This is a genomic window from Enterobacter sp. UPMP2052, assembly GCF_053709675.1.
Window position 1 is genome coordinate 1,452,228 of the sequence record NZ_JBSKJR010000001.1, and the last position, 19,512, is coordinate 1,471,739.

At 53.4% G+C, this 19,512-nt stretch carries 23 protein-coding genes, 1 pseudogene and 1 other annotated feature; of the genes and pseudogenes, 8 read left to right on the forward strand and 16 right to left on the reverse strand.

The window, feature by feature from the left end; genetic code table 11:
- Positions 1-28: 28 nt before the first annotated feature.
- The 13 genes from ACWKX3_RS06740 to thrS all read right to left on the reverse strand — a co-directional run bounded on the left by ACWKX3_RS06740 (position 29) and on the right by thrS (position 11,167).
- Entirely contained in the window at positions 29-739 is a 711-nt protein-coding gene (locus ACWKX3_RS06740; protein WP_006174869.1) for an EAL domain-containing protein, read from the reverse strand.
- Positions 740-1,033: 294 nt separating this feature from the next.
- Positions 1,034-1,498 (reverse strand): C40 family peptidase, encoded by a 465-nt coding sequence (locus ACWKX3_RS06745; RefSeq protein ID WP_137272048.1) that lies wholly within the window; start codon positions 1,496-1,498, stop codon positions 1,034-1,036.
- A 74-nt stretch (positions 1,499-1,572) separates the two neighbouring features.
- A complete protein-coding gene (btuD, locus tag ACWKX3_RS06750; RefSeq protein WP_400403498.1) occupies positions 1,573-2,328 on the reverse strand; it encodes a vitamin B12 ABC transporter ATP-binding protein BtuD in 756 nt (251 codons plus the stop codon).
- Entirely contained in the window at positions 2,328-2,879 is a 552-nt protein-coding gene (locus ACWKX3_RS06755) for a glutathione peroxidase (RefSeq protein ID WP_454541492.1), read from the reverse strand. Before ACWKX3_RS06755 ends, btuD begins: the two co-directional genes overlap by 1 nt.
- 33 nt (positions 2,880-2,912) lie before the next feature.
- Positions 2,913-3,893, reverse strand: a complete 981-nt coding sequence (btuC, locus tag ACWKX3_RS06760) for a vitamin B12 ABC transporter permease BtuC (protein WP_454541691.1) — start codon at positions 3,891-3,893, stop codon at positions 2,913-2,915.
- A 102-nt stretch (positions 3,894-3,995) separates the two neighbouring features.
- Positions 3,996-4,295, reverse strand: coding sequence for an integration host factor subunit alpha (gene ihfA, locus ACWKX3_RS06765; protein ID WP_003857805.1), 300 nt, complete (start codon positions 4,293-4,295; stop codon positions 3,996-3,998).
- Positions 4,296-4,299: 4 nt separating this feature from the next.
- Positions 4,300-6,687 (reverse strand): phenylalanine--tRNA ligase subunit beta, encoded by a 2,388-nt coding sequence (gene pheT, locus ACWKX3_RS06770; protein WP_006174864.1) that lies wholly within the window; start codon positions 6,685-6,687, stop codon positions 4,300-4,302.
- Positions 6,688-6,702: 15 nt separating this feature from the next.
- Positions 6,703-7,686 (reverse strand): phenylalanine--tRNA ligase subunit alpha, encoded by a 984-nt coding sequence (gene pheS, locus ACWKX3_RS06775; protein ID WP_454541493.1) that lies wholly within the window; start codon positions 7,684-7,686, stop codon positions 6,703-6,705.
- 62 nt (positions 7,687-7,748) lie between these two features.
- Positions 7,749-7,873, reverse strand: a sequence feature (Phe leader region).
- The gene (gene pheM, locus ACWKX3_RS06780; protein WP_001386830.1) at positions 7,824-7,868 is read right to left on the reverse strand and encodes a pheST operon leader peptide PheM; all 45 of its coding nucleotides are present in this window, start codon (positions 7,866-7,868) and stop codon (positions 7,824-7,826) included. Its footprint overlaps the feature before it by 45 nt.
- A 117-nt stretch (positions 7,874-7,990) precedes the next feature.
- The gene (rplT, locus tag ACWKX3_RS06785; RefSeq protein ID WP_000124850.1) at positions 7,991-8,347 is read right to left on the reverse strand and encodes a 50S ribosomal protein L20; all 357 of its coding nucleotides are present in this window, start codon (positions 8,345-8,347) and stop codon (positions 7,991-7,993) included.
- 50 nt (positions 8,348-8,397) lie between these two features.
- A complete protein-coding gene (rpmI, locus tag ACWKX3_RS06790) occupies positions 8,398-8,595 on the reverse strand; it encodes a 50S ribosomal protein L35 (RefSeq protein WP_003030583.1) in 198 nt (65 codons plus the stop codon).
- A gap of 97 nt (positions 8,596-8,692) precedes the next feature.
- Positions 8,693-9,235 carry a translation initiation factor IF-3 gene (gene infC, locus ACWKX3_RS06795; protein ID WP_043000875.1) on the reverse strand — a complete coding sequence of 181 codons (543 nt, stop codon included), beginning with the start codon at positions 9,233-9,235 and terminating at the stop codon, positions 8,693-8,695.
- A gap of 3 nt (positions 9,236-9,238) precedes the next feature.
- Complete coding sequence (gene thrS, locus ACWKX3_RS06800) at positions 9,239-11,167, reverse strand: threonine--tRNA ligase (RefSeq protein ID WP_454541494.1); 1,929 nt, start codon at positions 11,165-11,167, stop codon at positions 9,239-9,241.
- A 320-nt stretch (positions 11,168-11,487) separates the two neighbouring features.
- Here thrS and yncL point away from each other — a divergent pair, with 320 nt between their 5' ends.
- A complete protein-coding gene (gene yncL, locus ACWKX3_RS06805; protein ID WP_071599699.1) occupies positions 11,488-11,580 on the forward strand; it encodes a stress response membrane protein YncL in 93 nt (30 codons plus the stop codon).
- 98 nt (positions 11,581-11,678) lie between these two features.
- Positions 11,679-11,786 (forward strand): small membrane protein YniD, encoded by a 108-nt coding sequence (yniD, locus tag ACWKX3_RS06810; protein ID WP_003857815.1) that lies wholly within the window; start codon positions 11,679-11,681, stop codon positions 11,784-11,786.
- A 204-nt stretch (positions 11,787-11,990) separates the two neighbouring features.
- Here the strand turns inward: yniD and ACWKX3_RS06815 are convergent, their stop codons facing one another.
- Together ACWKX3_RS06815 and ACWKX3_RS06820 are read right to left on the reverse strand one after the other, a co-directional pair.
- Positions 11,991-12,224: a hypothetical protein gene (locus ACWKX3_RS06815; protein WP_042320512.1), complete on the reverse strand. Its 234-nt coding sequence runs from the start codon at positions 12,222-12,224 to the stop codon at positions 11,991-11,993.
- 265 nt (positions 12,225-12,489) lie between these two features.
- A pseudogene (locus tag ACWKX3_RS06820) lies at positions 12,490-13,248 on the reverse strand (DUF481 domain-containing protein).
- 295 nt (positions 13,249-13,543) lie between these two features.
- Here ACWKX3_RS06820 and pfkB point away from each other — a divergent pair.
- The 3 genes from pfkB (at position 13,544) to ACWKX3_RS06835 (ending at position 15,836) form a co-directional block, all read left to right on the forward strand.
- Entirely contained in the window at positions 13,544-14,476 is a 933-nt protein-coding gene (gene pfkB, locus ACWKX3_RS06825) for a 6-phosphofructokinase II (protein WP_006174857.1), read from the forward strand.
- 102 nt (positions 14,477-14,578) lie between these two features.
- Positions 14,579-14,881, forward strand: coding sequence for a type V toxin-antitoxin system endoribonuclease antitoxin GhoS (gene ghoS, locus ACWKX3_RS06830; protein WP_454541495.1), 303 nt, complete (start codon positions 14,579-14,581; stop codon positions 14,879-14,881).
- A gap of 94 nt (positions 14,882-14,975) precedes the next feature.
- On the forward strand, positions 14,976-15,836 hold the full coding sequence (locus ACWKX3_RS06835; RefSeq protein WP_058609036.1) for a fructosamine kinase family protein: 861 nt from the start codon (positions 14,976-14,978) through the stop codon (positions 15,834-15,836).
- A 36-nt stretch (positions 15,837-15,872) separates the two neighbouring features.
- Here ACWKX3_RS06835 and ACWKX3_RS06840 read toward each other — a convergent pair whose 3' ends face one another.
- The gene (locus ACWKX3_RS06840) at positions 15,873-16,409 is read right to left on the reverse strand and encodes a YniB family protein (RefSeq protein WP_006174854.1); all 537 of its coding nucleotides are present in this window, start codon (positions 16,407-16,409) and stop codon (positions 15,873-15,875) included.
- 149 nt (positions 16,410-16,558) lie between these two features.
- Between ACWKX3_RS06840 and hxpB the strand changes: the two genes are divergently transcribed.
- The 3 genes from hxpB (at position 16,559) to ACWKX3_RS06855 (ending at position 19,495) form a co-directional block, all read left to right on the forward strand.
- On the forward strand, positions 16,559-17,230 hold the full coding sequence (gene hxpB / locus ACWKX3_RS06845) for a hexitol phosphatase HxpB (protein ID WP_006174853.1): 672 nt from the start codon (positions 16,559-16,561) through the stop codon (positions 17,228-17,230).
- Positions 17,231-17,373: 143 nt separating this feature from the next.
- Positions 17,374-17,976 (forward strand): metal-dependent hydrolase, encoded by a 603-nt coding sequence (locus ACWKX3_RS06850; RefSeq protein ID WP_172980133.1) that lies wholly within the window; start codon positions 17,374-17,376, stop codon positions 17,974-17,976.
- Positions 17,977-18,103: 127 nt separating this feature from the next.
- Positions 18,104-19,495, forward strand: coding sequence for an L-cystine transporter (locus ACWKX3_RS06855; RefSeq protein ID WP_202562011.1), 1,392 nt, complete (start codon positions 18,104-18,106; stop codon positions 19,493-19,495).
- The last annotated feature ends 17 nt before the right edge of the window (positions 19,496-19,512 follow it).

The following is a 19,512-nucleotide window of genomic DNA, read 5'->3' on the forward strand; positions in this document are numbered from 1 at the left end:
AATTAAACACGGGCGAAGAAAAGGGTTATCACTGAACGAGCGTCGTGACGTGCTCTGCCGTTACGGCTGGCCACAGGCTGCCCTGCATGGCACCGAAATTAAATGAAAGAACGCGTTGTAACAGACCGTGATCGTCAATTCCGGCAACCATTACCGACTGGCAATGCGGCGTTATTTGCCAGAGGATCGCGCGCATAAATGGCTCGAAGGAGAGTTCAAACGCACGCTGCTGAATAAAGCCTTTATCAAGGGTGACCCGTTTAAACAATCCATCGTAAATCGCTTTGAGGGTGGCTGCTCCCGCGCCGAAGTTCGACAGCACCAGCGGGAAACGAATCGCCATTCTCGCCAGATTGAGATTGTCCTTTCCGTTATTTAAACCGGGATAGTTCTCATTAACGGTAAACTCCAGAAACGGGTAGCGCTCAAGTAATGAAACACTGTTTCCGTCAGTTAATAAAAACTCAACAATTGCAGGTGTAATATTGATCCATGCAATTAACTGATGCTGAATAAAAAACAGTTTACAGGTATCGAGCAATTGCAGTTTTTCATGAAAAAGCGCCAGTTCATCGGCCGCTGAAAGGCGCGGGATAACCAGTTCAGTAGGGATACGCACGTCTGAGCCCACGCCAACGAAGTTAACCAACACCTCTAAACCTTTAAGTTCCCCTGCACTATTCCGGGCAGGCAAAAGTAAAAGTTCAGACTGGTAGGCATTATCTAGCGTGATTATCATTGCGCTCGCCCCGCGTTAAAGATGAAAGAGGACATCCTGGAGCAATTGCCGACACAATTCCACTGTATTGATTTTAATAAGTTTAATTTCATTCGATCCGTATTAATTTTCAGATTTATCCCTGAATCTTAAATAATCTTATCCTGGTTGTTGGTTAATAGCCAGTTTTAGATAAAACAGACACATACAGACATAATTCATGTGGGGTAAATTTAACTTTAATCATCTTTTTTTCAGAAAAAACGGCATGGCTTATTAGTTACCATGCCGTCTTAACATCGTTGCCTGGCGTGACTAAATACGCCGCGCCTGCCAAAAGTTTTTACGCCAGTAAACATTATCCAGCGAGGAGCGCATTACGCCGCGGCTAGTCGAGGCGTGAATAAACTGGTTATCGGTGTCATAGATGCCAACGTGGAGTCCACTCTCCCCCGATCCGGTTTTGAAAAAGACCAGATCGCCCGGAAGCAGATCGTCTTTATCAATTTCCGTTCCGATTTCAGCCTGCTTGCGCGTTTCGCGCGGCAGCCGCAAATCAAACTTATCGCGAAACGTCATCAGCACAAACCCCGAGCAATCCACCCCGCCCCGGCTCATGCCGCCGTAACGATACGGCGTACCACGCCAGTTGCTTAGCTGGTCGTTCAGGCTTGCAATCACCGTGATGGAATCCGAAAGCCGCGGATTCGGCGGAGGCGCACGGTGGCTGCTGCATCCCGCAAGAATTAACGTCGCCACAAGGAGAAAACACACTCGCATTTTCAGACGATTCCTCTGCTTTTATTGTTGTTTCCGTAATTTAGCGTGCAATCGCGCCGCGACGCAAGAAACGCTTACGCCTGCGCGGTCGAAATGAGCATCTTATGCCCTTCGATATCCAGGCGTCGAAACGACATATTATAGGCTTTTGCCAGGTTTGGCGGCGTTAACACGCTGTCACGAGCGCCGCAGGCGATGGTTTTGCCCTGCGATAATAACCACACCCGATGCGCATGACGCAGGGTATGGTTCAGATCATGGCTGCTCATCACGATGGCGATACCTTGACGGGAGAGCGCGCTGAGCAAGCTGTCCAGCGCAGACTGCTGGGCCACATCCAGGCCGCTCATCGGCTCATCCAGAAGCAGCAGACGCCCGTGCGGGTTCCCTTCGGGATGGATCTGCACGATCACTGCGGCCAGGCGTACCCGCTGCCACTCTCCGCCCGAGAGCTGGCTGGCGTGGCGGCTGAGTTTATCCTCTAACCCAAGCGCCGCGGCGACAGACTCGATCAGCGCCGCGTGCTGTTTATCATGCAGATGCAGCATCAGATAGTGCCAGACGGGCATCGCAAACGGCGGCACCTGCTGCTGAATCAGATAGCTCCGCCGGTGCGCCAGTGCAGCCGGCGACCATTCAGATAGCGTACGGTCCAGCAGCGAGAGCGTCCCGCTGCCCGAGGTCAGCCCCGCCATCCGCGCCAGCAACGTGCTTTTGCCCGCGCCATTCGGCCCGACAAGATGCAGGATTTCGCCTGCATTGACGGACGCGGTAATGGGTGCCAGGCGTCCCTTCTCCGCGACGTCTGTGAGCTGCATCAGCACGGTCATTATTTTGCCAGCGCCAGCTTAATTGACTCCATGACGATCGGATCTTCAGGGGTCATATCCGGTGAAAAGCGCTGGACAACCTGCCCGTCACGCCCTACCAGGAACTTCTCAAAGTTCCACAGAATGTCATCCGGATACAGCGGCGCACGTCCTTTGCTGGCCATGCGTTCGTAGAAACCACTCTCTTCAGGGGCGACTGCCGTCGGCGCAGCGGCAATCAGCCTGGCGTACAGCGGATGACGATTTTCGCCATTTACGTCAATCTTGCTGAACATCGGGAAGGTCACACCGTAGGTGGTGCTGCAAAACGTTTTGATCTCTTCTTCGCTACTCGGCTCCTGGCCCAGGAACTGGTTGCACGGGAAGCCCAGCACGACAAAGCCGTCTTTCTCCCAGGCTTTCTGAATGTTCTCCAGCTGCTCGTACTGCGGGGTGAGGCCGCATTTCGACGCCACATTGACCAGCAGCAAAACCTTGCCTTTATAGCGTTCCAGCGTGGTTTTCTCGCCATCAATGGTGGTCACTTCGGTGTTCAGAATATCAGACTGCATAGCATTCCCTCAGGTTGTCTTACGGGTAGTGTTTTAACGTCCGGCTTTTAATAGTAGCCAGATAAAGACCGGCGCGCCCAGCGTTGCGGTGACGACACCAATCGGCAGTTCGGCTGCCGTCAGGGCAAGCCGGGCGATGATATCGGCCACCAGCAGCGTGGTCGCCCCGGCAAGGGCCGAGGCAGGAAGCAGCGTTCGATGGTCCGTTATGCCGCACAGACGCAGCATGTGCGGGATAACCAGCCCGATAAAGCCAATTGCCCCGGCCAGCGCGACGCTCACGCCCACCATCCAGCCAATAGCCACCACCAGTACGTTGCGCCAGAGTCCAAGCGACATCCCAAGCTGGCGGGCTGAGGTTTCGCCCAGCGCCAGCATATTCAGCGGCTGCGACTGGACGCACGCCCAGAGCATGACCGGGATAAGCAGGAGCATCAACCAGCCCTGACGCCAGTCAACGCCGCCGAAACCGCCCATCATCCAGTACATTAGCTGGCGTAAATCAAAGGAGGTGGAAAAGTAGACCGCCCAGGTCATCAGCGCGCTACAGATGATCCCCAGCGCGACCCCGGCAAGCAGTAATCGGCTGGTCGAAAGGTGCCGCCGCGCGAAGCGCAGCAGAATGACGGTGATCAGCAAGGCACCGAGAATGGCGCTCAGGCTAATTCCCCAGCCAGAGAGTTCGCCCCCACCGAGCATGACGGCTGCAATCAGCCCCACGCCCGCGCCATTAGAGACGCCCAGAAGCCCCGGTTCAGCTAAGGGGTTTTCAAACAGCGCCTGCATCATGGTGCCGCACAACGCCAGCGCGCCGCCGACGAGGATCACCGCCAGCGTTCGCGGCAGGCGGATTTGCCAGACGAAGAGCTGCCCGTCCGGGCTAAACCAGCTTTGCGGGCCCAGCCAGCGGTCTCCTGCACACAGGCTGACGACCGTAGCGGCAGTCAGCAGCAGCACCAGCAGAAGCAGACGGCGGATATCGGAGCGGTGCTGTTGGCGGGCGAAATCAAGCATAGGCATGTGTTATCAACGTGTAATGATATTGATTTTACGGCGGATTTAATCAATTGCACAAAGAAAAAAGGCCGCAGAAGCGGCCTTTTTAGTTAGTTCATATTACTCTGCTTTGGGCGTTGCGTTTTCGACCCGGCTTTTTAACTTCTGTCCGGGTCTGAAGGTCACCACGCGGCGGGCTGTAATGGGAATATCTTCCCCCGTCTTCGGGTTTCGGCCCGGACGTTGGTTTTTGTCTCGCAAATCAAAATTGCCAAAGCCGGAGAGTTTTACCTGCTCACCATTTTCCAGAGCACGACGGATCTCTTCGAAAAACAGCTCTACCAGCTCTTTAGCATCCCGTTTGCTAAGCCCAAGCTTATCAAACAGATATTCTGACATTTCAGCTTTTGTAAGCGCCATAGGTTCAATCCCTCAATGATGCCTGGAATCGCTCTTTTAATGCCTCTACACATTTGGCGACGGTAGCGGCAATCTCCTCTTCTTCGAGTGTACGGCTGGTATCCTGAAGGATAAGGCTAATAGCGAGGCTCTTGAAACCTTCTGCTACGCCCTTGCCGCGGTACACGTCAAATAAGTTTACGCCAACTACCTGATTTACGCCAACTTTCTTACATTCGGCCAAAATATCTGCTGCGGGAACGTTTTCCGCGACCACAACAGCGATGTCACGGCGGTTCGCCGGGAAGCGAGAAATGTCCTGCGCCTGAGGAATCACGCGGTCTGCGACCGGGTTCCACTCCAGCTCGAACACGATAGTACGGCCATTGAGGTCGAATTTACGTTCCAGCTCAGGATGCACAACGCCAATGAAACCAACGCGTTTGCCGTCTAAATAAATCGCTGCACTCTGGCCCGGATGCAGGGCGGGAATGGCTTCAGCGCGGAATTCAATTTCGGATAATTTACCGGTCAGATCGAGAATTGCTTCCAGATCGCCCTTCATATCGTAGAAATCAACCGTGCCTTTTGCCAGGTCCCAGTGCTCTTCAACACGGTTACCGGTGATGGCACCTGCCAGCATGAGATCCTGACGGATGCCTAAATTTGCCTGCGTATCCGGCACAAAGCGCAAGCCGCTTTCGAAAATGCGCACGCGGTTTTGCTGGCGGTTCTGGTTGTACACGATGGTGCCAAGCAGACCGGTCCACAGCGACAGGCGCATCGCCGACATCTCGCTGGAGATTGGGCTTGGCAGGATCAGTGCTTCCTGACCCGGGTGGATCAGTTGCTGCAGCTTAGGATCGACGAAGCTGTAGGTGATCACTTCCTGATAGCCTTTGTCGTTCAGCATGGTTTTCACACGCTTCAGGGACAGGTCGGCTTCACGGTGGCTTCCCATAACCAGGCCAGCCTGCACCGGCTCGTCCGGGATGTTGTTGTAGCCGTAAACGCGGGCCACTTCTTCCACCAGGTCTTCTTCAATTTCCATGTCGAAACGCCAGGATGGCGCAACGGCGTGCCACTCGTCCTGGCCTTCGGTGACGTCGCAGCCCAGACGGCGCAGAATATCGCTCACCTGCGCATCGGCAACGTGGTGGCCAATCAGACGATCCAGCTTGCTGCGACGCAGCGTGATGGTGGCACGCTTCGGCAGCGTTGCGTCGTTGGTTACGTCGATAACCGGGCCTGCTTCACCGCCGCAGATGTCGATCAGCAGGCGCGTAGCGCGCTCCATCGCTTTATACTGCAGCGCAGGATCCACGCCGCGCTCATAGCGGTGAGACGCATCGGTATGCAGGCCGTGACGGCGCGCGCGACCGGTGATGGACAGCGGGCTGAAGAACGCACACTCCAGCAGCACATTCTGCGTTTCATCATTCACACCGGAGTGTTCGCCGCCGAAGATACCGCCCATGGCCAACGCTTTGTTGTGGTCAGCAATAACCAGCGTATCCGCGTTCAGCTTCGCTTCGCTGCCGTCCAGCAGAACCAGGGTTTCGCCCTCTTTCGCCATACGCACCACGATGCCGCCTTCGATACGATCTTTATCGAACGCGTGCATTGGCTGGCCCAGTTCCAGCAGAACGTAGTTGGTCACGTCAACCACCGCGTCGATGGAACGAATACCGCAGCGGCGCAGTTTTTCTTTCATCCACAGCGGGGTTGCGGCTTTAACGTTGATGCCTTTTACCACACGGCCCAGGTAGCGCGGGCACGCATCAGCGGCCTCCACCTGAATGGGCAGCGTATCACTGATGGTGGCTTCCACCGGCACGATCTCCGGTGCGTTCAGCTCGGTCTGATTGAGCACGGCAACGTCGCGCGCCACGCCGATGATGCCCAGGCAGTCAGCACGGTTCGGCGTTACGCTGATTTCGATGGTGTTGTCATCGAGTTTCAGGTATTCACGAATATCGGTACCAATTGGTGCATCCAGCGGCAGCTCGATGATGCCGTTATGATCGTCGGAAATACCCAGCTCGGAGAACGAGCAGAGCATGCCTTCAGACGGTTCACCGCGCAGCTTCGCGGCTTTAATTTTGAAATCACCCGGCAGCACGGCACCCACAGTCGCCACGGCCACTTTCAGACCCTGACGGCAGTTCGGCGCACCGCAGACGATGTCCAGCAGGCGATCGCCGCCCACGTTCACTTTTGTCACGCGCAGCTTGTCGGCGTTAGGGTGCTGACCGCACTCCATCACTTCACCGACCACCACGCCGGTGAACGCGCCGGAGACCGGCTCTACGCCGTCCACTTCCAGGCCTGCCATGGTGATTTGGTTAGAAAGCGCTTCGCTATCAAGCGTGGTGTTCACCCATTCGCGTAACCACAGTTCACTGAATTTCATTGTTCTGTCCTGCCCTTATTTAAACTGTTTGAGGAAACGCAGATCGTTTTCGAAGAAAGCGCGTAAGTCGGTTACGCCGTAACGCAGCATGGTCAGACGCTCCATGCCCATACCGAAAGCAAAGCCGGAGTAAACTTCCGGGTCGATGCCTACGTTGCGCAGCACGTTCGGGTGGACCATACCGCAGCCCAGCACTTCCAGCCATTTGCCGTTTTTACCCATTACGTCAACTTCAGCAGACGGCTCGGTGAACGGGAAGTAGGACGGACGGAAACGCACCTGGAGATCTTCCTCAAAGAAGTTGTTCAGGAAATCGTGCAGCGTACCTTTCAGGTTGGTGAAGCTGATGTTTTTATCAACAATCAGACCTTCCATCTGGTGGAACATCGGGGTATGCGTCTGGTCGTAGTCATTACGATAAACGCGGCCCGGCGCGATGATACGGATAGGGGGTGCCTGATCCTTCATGGTGCGGATCTGAACGCCAGAGGTCTGTGTACGCAACAGACGCGTCGCGTCAAACCAGAAAGTGTCGTGGTCAGCACGTGCCGGATGATGGCCGGGAATGTTCAGGGCATCGAAGTTGTGATAGTCATCTTCAATTTCCGGGCCAGTCGCCACGGTAAAGCCGAGCTCACCGAAGAAACTTTCAATACGATCGATGGTGCGGGTGACCGGGTGCAATCCGCCGTTTTCAATCCGACGGCCTGGCAGTGAAACGTCGATGGTTTCGGCTGCCAGACGGGCGTTCAGCACTGCGCTTTCCAGCGCGGCTTTACGCGCGTTCAGCGCCTGCTGTACCTGCTCTTTCGCTTCGTTGATGACCGCACCCGCTGCCGGGCGCTCTTCAGCAGGCAACTCACGCAGGGTAGTCATTTGAAGGGTCAAATGCCCTTTCTTGCCCAGATATTCGACGCGGACGTTGTCTAACGCGGCAACATCTGAGGCCTGGTTAATGGCGGCCGTTGCACTGGCAACCAGCTCTGCGAGATGTGACATGGTTTTCCTCATTATGTCGGTGCAGACACCGATTTGGTGGACTTAATCTCTCGAATTTAGACACAAAAAAAGCCTCCATCAGGAGGCTTATCTGGCGCTGTTTTTCGTTTCATCTTTCACGCGCTAGCCTCCTGAATTCAGGTGCTAAAGTAAAAGAAGAAGCGGAAAATAGCAGCATTCATGCTTGCGTTACCTTGTATGGTAAAAACCGTTAAGACCTTATTGAAAAGCCTGCACGGATAAATGTCAATCTTCTGATGGTGTTAAATGAAAAGAGGGAGCAAAGCCCCCTCTTTCAACTGGCTTATGCCAGTGCTGCTTTCGCTTTTTCGACCAGAGCGGTGAACGCTACTTTGTCGAATACTGCGATGTCAGCCAGGATCTTACGGTCGATTTCAACAGAGGCTTTTTTCAGGCCGTTGATGAATTTGCTGTAAGAAATACCGTTCTGACGTGCTGCTGCGTTGATACGCGCAATCCACAGTTGACGGAACTGACGCTTACGCTGACGACGGTCACGGTAAGCGTACTGACCTGCTTTGATAACAGCCTGGAAGGCAACGCGGTAAACACGTGAACGCGCACCGTAGTAGCCTTTAGCTTGTTTCAAAATTTTCTTGTGACGTGCACGTGCAATTACACCACGTTTTACGCGAGCCATATGTGCTCTCCTGTATCTATATTCTTAGTAAAAAATTAAACGTTAACGGCTTATGCGTACGGCAGGCACGCGATAACCAGACCCAGATCGCCTTTAGAAACCAGGCCTTTTGGACGCAGGTGACGTTTACGCTTAGTAGATTTTTTGGTCAGAATATGACGCAGGTTTGCGTGCTTACGCTTAAATCCACCACCACCGGTTTTTTTGAAGCGCTTAGCAGCACCGCGTACGGTCTTAATTTTTGGCATCTTAATAACTTCCACTTCGCATTGTTAAATAAACGAAACATAGGCGAACAAAACCTATGAAACCCGAAAGCTCCACAGATTTTGCTGCTTGAAGGCCTTACTGTTTCTTCTTAGGAGCGAGCACCATGATCATCTGGCGGCCTTCGATCTTCGTAGGGAAGGATTCGACTACTGCCAGTTCACTCAGATCGTCACGGACGCGCGTCAGCACTTCCATACCAATCTGTTGGTGGGCCATTTCACGACCGCGGAAACGCAGTGTGATCTTGGCCTTATCGCCATCTTCCAGAAAGCGTATCAGGCTGCGGAGTTTTACCTGATAATCGCCATCGTCGGTACCAGGACGGAATTTGATTTCCTTAACCTGGATAACTTTTTGCTTCTTCTTCTGTTCCTTAGAAGACTTACTCTTTTCATAAAGGAACTTGCCGTAGTCCATAATACGACAAACTGGCGGTTCGGCGTTAGGGCTGATTTCAACTAAATCTACTCCAGCTTCTTCAGCTTTTTCGATCGCTTCTCTCAGACTCACAATCCCCAGCTGCTCGCCTTCCAGACCTGTTAAGCGAACTTCCTGGGCGCGAATCTCGCCATTGATACGATTCGGACGTGCCGTTTGAACTCGTTTTCCGCCTTTAATACCTTATTCCTCCAGTTGTTGAAGACTGCGGCTGCGAATCTCTTGTTGCAGCTTCTCAATCACTTCACTTACGTCCAGGCTTCCCAGGTCTTTACCACGGCGGGTGCGAACGGCCACTTTGCCTGCTTCCACCTCTTTATCACCACAGACCAACATATACGGGACACGACGTAAAGTGTGCTCGCGGATTTTAAAGCCAATCTTCTCATTTCTCAAGTCTGCTTTTACGCGAATGCCCGCATTTTGTAGTTTCTGCGTCAATTCTTTAACGTAATCAGCCTGAGAATCGGTAATGTTCATCACCACCACCTGCACTGGCGCAAGCCAGGTTGGGAAGAAGCCGGCGAACTCTTCGGTCAGGATGCCGATGAAGCGCTCCAGAGAACCGAGAATTGCACGGTGAATCATTACCGGTACCTGACGCTCGTTGTCTTCGCCAACATAAGAGGCGCTTAAACGCTGCGGCAGGGAGAAGTCCAGCTGTACCGTTCCGCACTGCCATGCGCGATCGAGGCAGTCATACAGGGTAAATTCAATTTTCGGACCGTAGAACGCGCCCTCGCCCAGCTGGTATTCGAACGGGATACCGTTCTCTTCCAGCGCCACGGCGAGATCCGCTTCCGCGCGATCCCATGTCTCATCGCTGCCGATACGTTTTTCCGGACGCGTTGAGAGCTTGACAACGATCTTCTCGAAGCCAAAGGTGCTATACATATCGTAGACCATACGAATGCAGGCGTTAACTTCATCACGTACCTGATCTTCCGTACAGAAGATATGCGCATCATCCTGAGTAAAGCCACGAACACGCATCAGACCGTGCAGCGCACCTGATGGTTCGTTACGGTGGCAGCTACCGAATTCCGCCATACGCAGCGGTAAATCGCGGTAGGATTTCAGACCCTGGTTAAAGATCTGAACGTGACCCGGGCAGTTCATTGGCTTGATGCAGTATTCACGGTTCTCAGAAGAGGTAGTGAACATCGCATCTTTATAGTTGTCCCAGTGGCCTGTTTTTTCCCACAGTACACGGTCCATCATGAACGGGCCTTTCACTTCCTGGTACTGGTACTCTTTCAGCTTAGAGCGCACGAAAGTTTCCAGTTCGCGGAAGATAGTCCAGCCGTCGTTATGCCAGAAGACCATACCCGGCGCTTCTTCCTGCATATGGTACAGGTCAAGCTGCTTACCGATTTTACGGTGGTCACGCTTAGCCGCCTCTTCCAGGCGCTGCAGGTAGGCGTTCAGGGCTTTTTTATCCGTCCACGCGGTACCATAAATACGCTGCAACATCTTGTTGTTGCTATCGCCACGCCAGTAGGCGCCCGCGATTTTCATCAGTTTGAAATGATGACAGAAGCGCATGTTCGGCACGTGCGGACCACGGCACATGTCGATATATTCTTCGTGATGATACAAGCCTGGCTTATCATCATGAGAAATGTTCTCGTCAAGAATAGAGACTTTATAGCTCTCGCCACGCTTCACGAACGTTTCACGCGCTTCGTGCCAGCTGACTTTCTTCTTGATGACGTCATAGTTGGATTCGGCGAGCTCGTGCATACGTTTTTCGAGCGCGTCGATATCTTCCTGAGTCAGGGTGTGGTCAAGGTCAACGTCATAATAGAAACCGTTGTCGATAACCGGGCCGATCGCCATCTTGGTGTTGGGCCACAGTTGTTTGATTGCGTGACCTAACAGGTGCGCACAGGAGTGACGAATGATCTCCAGACCTTCTTCGTCTTTCGCTGTGATGATAGACAGCTTCGCATCGTTTTCGATCAGATCGGACGCATCAACCAGTTCGCCATCAACGCGGCCGGCAATGGTCGCTTTCGCAAGGCCAGGACCAATATCCAGGGCAACATCCATTGGGCTAACAGCGTGGTCGTAGTGGCGTTGGCTGCCATCAGGAAGAGTAATTACAGGCATTTTATATCCTTATTTGCAGTGATGCCCCACACATAAGAGCATATACAAAGAAAATAATCGTTAGTAAACAATAGATTACGAACCATCTAACCAACAATCGTCAAATTGGCTCGCCATCCTGGACCGGCCGAATTCAGATTAATGCGGATTTACGGCAGGCGACGTAATGGTAACACTAATGCAAGGGCGAATGCACCCTCTGCAACTTTTTTGCGACTCATCCATTTGTATGAGTTTGTTAAGTTTTACCGCCCACAGCTCGCAATCCAGTATTGCTAAGCTATCCTTGAACTGGTCTTAATCTCTCTAAGGAGCATCCGATGAATGTTTCCAGCAGAACCGTCGTGATTTTAAATGTCCTCTCAGCCGCCGTTTTGGTGCTGATTCTTGCCGACCGATTCCACTGGTTTTAATTTTGTCCGGTAATGTGGCATAGCCTTCTGGCCTTCGCATTGCACACCCTGGCGCATAGTTTGATAGACTAAGGGAATCAACTGACAAGGATTAGGTTATGCCAACGAAACGTTTTGCCGTTAAGCACTGGAAAATGGTGGTAGTACTTATTGCTATCTGCGGCGCGATGCTGCTGCTGCGCTGGGCCGCCATGATTTGGGGTTAACCCCGTGGGGAAAACGACTTAAGAAAGAACTAACCGGGTAATACATTCCGGTGACACGAGCAAACTCAATAAGAAATAGAAGACGTGACCTGGCCTTTTATACCCAGTCACTCCCTGCGCCGCAAAAACCGGTACATCAACATCCGGTTTTTGACGGGTAAGGTAATTGATATCTGATTCAATACCTACGCGACAATAACGCGATCAGGACCACTCACCTGCAACCAGTTTATGCACATCAAACGCATCATTCATGGATTGCCCGGTAGACTGCGTGCCTGGCGCGATATTAGAACCTGCTTCAACGTCAGAGGCGCGGGAAATGCCTGTGGCAACATGAGTATCTGCGGCAGGTGAAGCCAGGTTATCGGCAGCAAAGGTGCCAAACGAAAGTGCGGAAAGCACCATTGCTGCGGCGGCGTTTTTAATTTTATTCATCATCTTAATTCTCTATTTTCATTAATACTGAACAGCCTGAGGCAACATTTTGCCTGTTGCCTAAGTGTAGATCTGGATCACACTTTTTCCTAGTCAATTAATTTATCAAAACGTGTCAAATAAATTGAATATACGTATTGGCAGCAATTATGGAGGAATTAAGGCGTTTGACGGACCACATATTTTAAAACGGCGTTTAATATAAAACAGCACAGTTTCAAAAAATAAAAAATAAAAAACGGGCCGCGTATTCGGCCCGTGTTTATTACATTTTATAGCCCAGTGAAATGGTTGTTCTCCGGTCGGTATGGTCCGGTGCAGAGTCCGGCGGGGAAGAGTTCCAGGTCACGTTATACGCCAGTTTCAGGCCAAAGTGTTCGTTGATGGCCACGTTCAGCGCCGTCTCGGAGTTCAGCGTGGTATCGTCGGCACCGAAAACGGAAACGCCCTGAGTGAACTTAGTGGTGTCGGTCATCTGCCAGGCGTAGGTGCCGGAAGCATAACCTAACGGCTGAGTTTTGGTTTCGCCGTCGGTGAACTCGTCATAGCGAACACCTGGACCGAATTCGAAGCGGAAGCTGTGCACCGGTCCGTTGAGGAACTGGCGACCATAACCTGCCGTGAACACGTCACGCTGGCGGTAGCCGTTATAGCGGTCGGTTAACCAGCTGGCCTGACCGAACAGATAATCGGCGTCGGTCATGTTATAGCGGCTACGTCCCCCTACGGCATATTTCTCTGAGGAGCGTTCATCATTCGCGGATGTGTTGCTGGCGTTCCCCCACAGCGACCACGCCGTGGTGTTGCCGTATCAGGTCAGGGTGCTGTCTGCCGTCAGAGAGGAGCTTTTCGTGTTACCCGATTGCGCCAGATAACCCGCGTTCAGGTTACCTTCAAACGGTTTTTGCGCGGAGCTTGGATCGTCCATGACAGTAAAAACGGAATCATCGGCGGCTGCGTTCAACGACGCAAACACACCACCCGCCAGCATCAGTGCAGCAGGAACTGTCTTCAAAAGCTTCATTTTATTAGGGAGTCCATACAACAAAAAAAGAGACCATCACGGTCTCGGAAACTTTCTTGAGGATCAATGACAAGGCGTCCAGAGAAAGGTAACAAATTATAAAAAGCCGCAAATAACATAGCAATGTTTTCTTATTTCATTTTTTGAATAAGAACGATCCCAAAACGACATTTAATTTATATGTCGGGTTTTCAATTTTTGTCAGTATTCATATTTAAAATCATATTGTTATTTACATTGCCTTCCTGGTAATCGGTGCCAGACTTAAGGAAGCCCATACTAAAAGGAGGTCAACATGGTTTCCATATACACCCTGACACTCTCCCCTTCCCTCGACTCCGCGACTCTGACACCCCAGATTTACCCCGAAGGGAAACTGCGCTGTAGCGCCCCCGTCTTTGAACCGGGTGGCGGTGGCATCAACGTGGCCCGCGCGATTACGCACCTCGGCGGCAAAGCCACTGCAATATTCCCGTCAGGCGGTGCCACCGGCGAACACCTCGAGTCGCTGCTGGCGGATGAACAGGTCGCCACCCAGACCGTGAATGCCAAAGACTGGACGCGGCAAAACCTGCACGTCCATGTTGAGTCCAGCGGCGAGCAGTACCGCTTCGTCATGCCAGGTGCCAGGCTCAGCGACGACGAGTTTCGCCAGCTCGAAGAGAAAGTGCTGGCGATTGAACCCGGCGCGCTGCTGGTCATCAGCGGCAGCCTGCCGCCCGGCATCAGCACGCAAAAATTGACGGCACTGATCGCATCCGTCCAGCAGCGCGGCATTCGCTGCATTGTCGACAGCTCAGGTGAAGCGCTCCAGGCGGCCCTTGAACCTGGTCAGCTTGAACTCGTTAAACCCAACCAAAAAGAGTTAAGCGCGCTGGTTAATCGCGCGTTGACCCAGCCTGACGACGTGCGGACCGCCGCCGAGGAGCTGGTTCGCAGCGGTAAAGCGCTGCGCGTGGTCGTCTCCCTGGGTCCTCAGGGGGCGCTGGCCGTCGACAAAACCGGCTTTGCTCAGGTGGTTCCGCCGCCCATGAAAAGCCAGAGCACCGTGGGTGCGGGTGACAGCATGGTCGGTGCGATGGTGTTAAAGCTGGCAGAAGGTGCGTCTCTGCTTGAGATGACACGCTACGGCGTGGCCGCCGGTAGTGCTGCAACCATCAATCAGGGAACACGCCTGTGCTCGCTGGAGGATACCCAGAAGATTGTCAATTATCTGTCGAAAGCCTGATAACGCCGCCCCCTCCGCGCGAGGGGGTAAGCGTGCCAGAGTCGCCAAACCCACACTATCGACTATGCTAAAAAAACTTTCGTGATAACAATGAGGTGAAATATGAGCAGTGGTGATATCACCCGCTACGTCGTAACGGTAAGGATCCATGAAGCGTCGCTAACCGAAATCAATGAGCTGAACAATGCGTTCACGCGCGCCAATTTCCTGCTCACCCTGACTGACGAAGACGGCAATATTCATGATTTGGGGACGATGACGTTTGGCCTGATCAGCGCGCTTAGCCAGGAAGAGGTCAACGCCCTGGCGAACAGCCTGGCAGAAAGCGTGACCGATAAAGCCACGGAGATAGACGTGGACACCTGGGAGAGCTGGGTGAAAAAAAGAACAATAAGTGCCTTGTAGTGCAGTAAACCGCTCATGTGTGCGTTAGTTCCTGTTTTTTAACAGCCGTTTTGCGCTAACGTTATGATCTGGCAGACAACATGGGAGAGAGATCATGTGGCAGGCTATCAGTCATCTTTTAAGTGAGCAACTGGGAGAAGGTGAAATTGAACTGCGTAACGAACTGCCAGGCGGAGAGATCCACGCCGCGTGGCATTTGCGCTACGCTGGACGCGATCTTTTCGTAAAATGCGATGAGCGGGAATTACTTCCTATCTTTACCGCCGAAGCCGATCAGCTGGAACTGTTATCGCGCAGTAAAACGGTCACGGTTCCGCAGGTCTGGGCCGTGGGAACCGACAGAGATTACAGTTTTCTGGTGATGGAGTATCTGCCGGCGCGCCCGTTGGATGCCCACAGCGCCTTCATCCTGGGACAGCAAATTGCCCGCCTGCACCAGTGGAGCGATCAGCCGCAGTTTGGCCTCGACTTTGACAACGATCTCTCCACCACGCCACAGCCTAACGCCTGGCAGCGCCGCTGGTCGACGTTCTTTGCCGAGCAGCGCATTGGCTGGCAGCTTGAGCTTGCCGCAGAGAGAGGGCTGGAATTCGGTAACATCGACGCCATCGTCGAACATGTGCAACAACGGCTCGCCTCGCATCAGCCACAGCCATCATTACTGCACGGTGATTTGTGGTCCGAGAACTGCGCGCTGGGGCCAAACGGCCCTTATATCTTTGACCCCGCCTGCTACTGGGGTGACCGGGAGTGCGATCTCGCCATGCTGCCGCTCCATCCTGAGCAGCCGCCGCAAATCTACGATGGGTATCAGTCCGTCTCCCCGCTCCCTGGCGATTTCCTCGACAGACAGCCGGTTTACCAGCTCTATACCCTGCTCAACCGGGCGATCCTGTTTGGCGGCGAGCATCTGGTTAACGCGCAGCGCGCGCTGGATCGCGTGCTCGCGGCCTGATCTCACAGGGTGGCTAATGTGCCACCCTGCGTTTTCTTACAGGAAGCCGAGCAGCGAGAAGAAGAAATAGCCCGCCACAATGATGATCACCGGCAAGACGTAGAGCGGAAATATCTGCAGGAAAATGGTGTGACGCGGAACCACAATCCGCGATTCAATCTGCTCGCGCGTCAGCCCTGAGGCCCCTTTGGCCTGCTCCAGAATCAGCTGGTCCTCCACCCCTTCACGCAAAAAACGCGTCTGACGGCTCATGCGTGCGCCCGAGGCCTGTAGCGCCATCGCAATAAAAATCAGCGCATAGATTACCCAAAACCCAACGTTAAGCTTCTGGTGGAAATCCGGCGTCGGCGAGTTGTACCAGAAAAAATTCAGGAATGGCGTGTTGAAGCGCATCATCTCAATCATCACATGTGCGAAATCCAGCATAACCGCATTGATGCCCGGCTGCTTTTCGCTGTGATCGAACATGAATTTAAAGATGGAAATCAGCGTTGAAATCACCGCCGGAATAAAAATGACCCACCCGGCAATACGTTTTAAGACAGCGATGCGTCCAGCTTGTTGATACGTCATCAGTTCCCCTTCAAAAAAGACGCGTTATTTGTGCCTAAGTCTACCTGCTGACCGTGATTTTCGCCCGTTCTTTGAAGGCAATATGCTAAATTGCAGACTGGACTTAGCATTTATCGTTTGTCGGACACCTGAGAGAAGGAGACGTAATAATGACGGCACCGCGCCAGATTCTTGCCGCTATTTTTGACATGGATGGACTGCTGATCGATTCCGAACCGCTGTGGGATCGCGCTGAACTGGACGTTATGGCCAGCCTTGGCGTAGATATCTCTCGCCGGAACGAGTTGCCCGACACGCTTGGGCTGCGCATCGATATGGTCGTTGAGCTGTGGTATGCCCACCAGCCGTGGGTTGGCCCTGACCGCAACGAAGTGACCAACCGGATTATCAGTCGCGCGATTTCCCTGGTTGAGGAAAACAAGCCTCTTCTGCCCGGCGTGCGTGAAGCCGTTGCGCTCTGTAAGGCACAAGGCTTAAAAGTGGGGCTGGCGTCTGCCTCACCGCTGCATATGCTGGAAAAAGTGCTGACGATGTTTGAGCTGCGCGACAGCTTCGACGCGCTGGCCTCGGCGGAAAAGCTGCCCTATAGCAAACCCCACCCGCAGGTTTATATGGATTGTGCCGCGAAGCTGGGCCTTGACCCGCTGTCCTGCGTGGCGCTGGAAGATTCGGTCAACGGCATGGTGGCATCGAAAGCGGCGCGTATGCGCTCGATTGTTGTCCCGGCCGAAGAAGGTCAGCACGATCCCCGCTTTGCGCTGGCCGATGTCAAACTGTCATCGCTAACCGAACTTACCCCGCAGCACCTGCGCGGCGAGTAACCCTTTTCAGGCAGCATCGCTGCCTGAAAGCGTATGACCGGGCACGAAAGCGCATGAATAGTGCCCGTTTGTGACAAAGGGTTACACCGTCACCTCTTCCGTACACTGTATAAAAAACCTATACTGTATGAATTGACAGTTTGTTGGGTTTTATCATGACGGCGGAAGGCCACCTGCTTTTTTCAATTGCCTGCGCGGTGTTTTCTAAAAACGCTGAACTTACCCCTGTGCTGGCGCAGGGGGACTGGTGGCATATTGTCCCTTCCGCAGTATTGACCTGCCTGCTGCCGGATATCGATCATCCGAAGTCTTTCCTTGGCCAACGATTGAAGTGGATATCCAAACCTATTGCCAGGGCCTTTGGTCATCGCGGGTTTACCCACAGTCTGTTGGCTGTTTTTGGCCTGCTGACGCTTTTCTATCTTAAGGTCCCTGATAGCTGGATAGTGCCTGCCGATGCCATTCAGGGCATGGTGCTGGGCTATTTGAGCCATATTCTTGCCGACATGCTCACCCCGGCGGGCGTGCCGCTTCTCTGGCCCTGCCGGTGGCGCTTCCGCTTACCGATCCTCGCCCCCCAGAAAGGCAACCAGCTTGAGCGCGTGTTGTGCATGGCGCTGTTTGCCTGGGCGGTCTGGATGCCGCAAACGCTGCCCGAAAACAGTGCAGTCCGCTGGTCATCGCAAATGATTAACTCCCTGCAATTCCAGTTTAATCGTTTTATTAATCACCAGATTGAACATTAAACCGACAAAATAATCACATTTGTCATAAACCATTCCATTTGGATATAAGCGCCACATCACACTTCTGCTAACCTTGCGCCAACAGGCTCGGTAAAAACCGACCGGATAATAAATCAGGAGAACGGGGATGAATTTTCCACTCATCGCGAACATTATTGTGTTCGTTGTATTGCTATTGCTTCTCGCACAGACGCGCCACAAACAGTGGAGCCTGGCGAAGAAAGTACTCGTCGGTCTGGGTATGGGTGTCGTATTTGGTCTGGCATTACACGCCATTTACGGTTCCGATAGCCCGGTAATGAAAGAGTCTATCCAGTGGTTCAACATTGTCGGTAACGGCTATGTGCAACTGCTGCAGATGATTGTCATGCCGCTGGTGTTTGCCTCTATTTTGAGCGCGGTTGCGCGTCTGCACAACGCCACCCAACTGGGTAAAATCAGTTTTCTGACCATCGGGACCCTGCTGTTCACTACGCTTATCGCCGCGCTGGTCGGTGTACTGGTGACTAACCTGTTTGGTCTGACCGCCGAAGGTCTGGTACAAGGCTCAGCCGAAACCGCGCGCCTGACGGCAATCCAGACCAACTATGTTGGTAAACTCGCCGATCTGACCGTTCCGCAAATGGTGCTTTCCTTTGTTCCGAAGAACCCGTTTGCTGACCTGACCGGTGCAAGCCCGACGTCCATTATCAGCGTAGTGATCTTCGCGGCGTTCCTGGGCGTAGCGGCACTGAAGCTGTTGAAAGACGATGCGCCGAAAGGTGAACGCGTGCTGGTCGCCATCGATACCCTGCAAAGCTGGGTCATGAAGCTGGTTCGCCTGGTCATGCAGCTGACGCCTTACGGCGTGCTGGCCCTGATGACCAAAGTGGTAGCAGGCTCCAACCTGCAGGACATCATCAAGCTCGGTAGCTTCGTGATTGCGTCTTACCTGGGTCTCGCCATCATGTTTGTAGTGCACGGTATCCTGCTGGGCGTAAACGGCGTGAGCCCGCTGAAATACTTCCGTAAGGTATGGCCGGTGCTGACCTTCGCCTTTACCAGTCGCTCCAGCGCCGCCTCTATTCCGCTGAACGTTGAAGCGCAAACGCGTCGCCTGGGCGTACCAGAATCCATCGCCAGCTTCTCTGCTTCCTTTGGTGCCACCATTGGTCAGAACGGTTGCGCGGGGCTTTACCCGGCGATGCTGGCGGTGATGGTTGCGCCAACCGTGGGGATCAACCCGCTGGATCCGGTCTGGATTGCGACTCTGGTGGGTATTGTCACCATCAGCTCCGCCGGTGTGGCGGGTGTTGGCGGTGGGGCAACCTTCGCTGCGTTGATCGTACTGCCTGCGCTGGGTCTGCCGGTAACGCTGGTTGCACTGCTGATTTCCGTTGAACCGCTGATCGACATGGGTCGTACCGCTCTGAACGTCAGCGGCTCCATGACTGCCGGGACGCTGACCAGCCAGTGGCTGAAGCAGACGGACAAAACTATCCTTGAAAGTGAAGATGACGTCGAACTGGCGCACCGCTAATCACTGCACAATAAAAA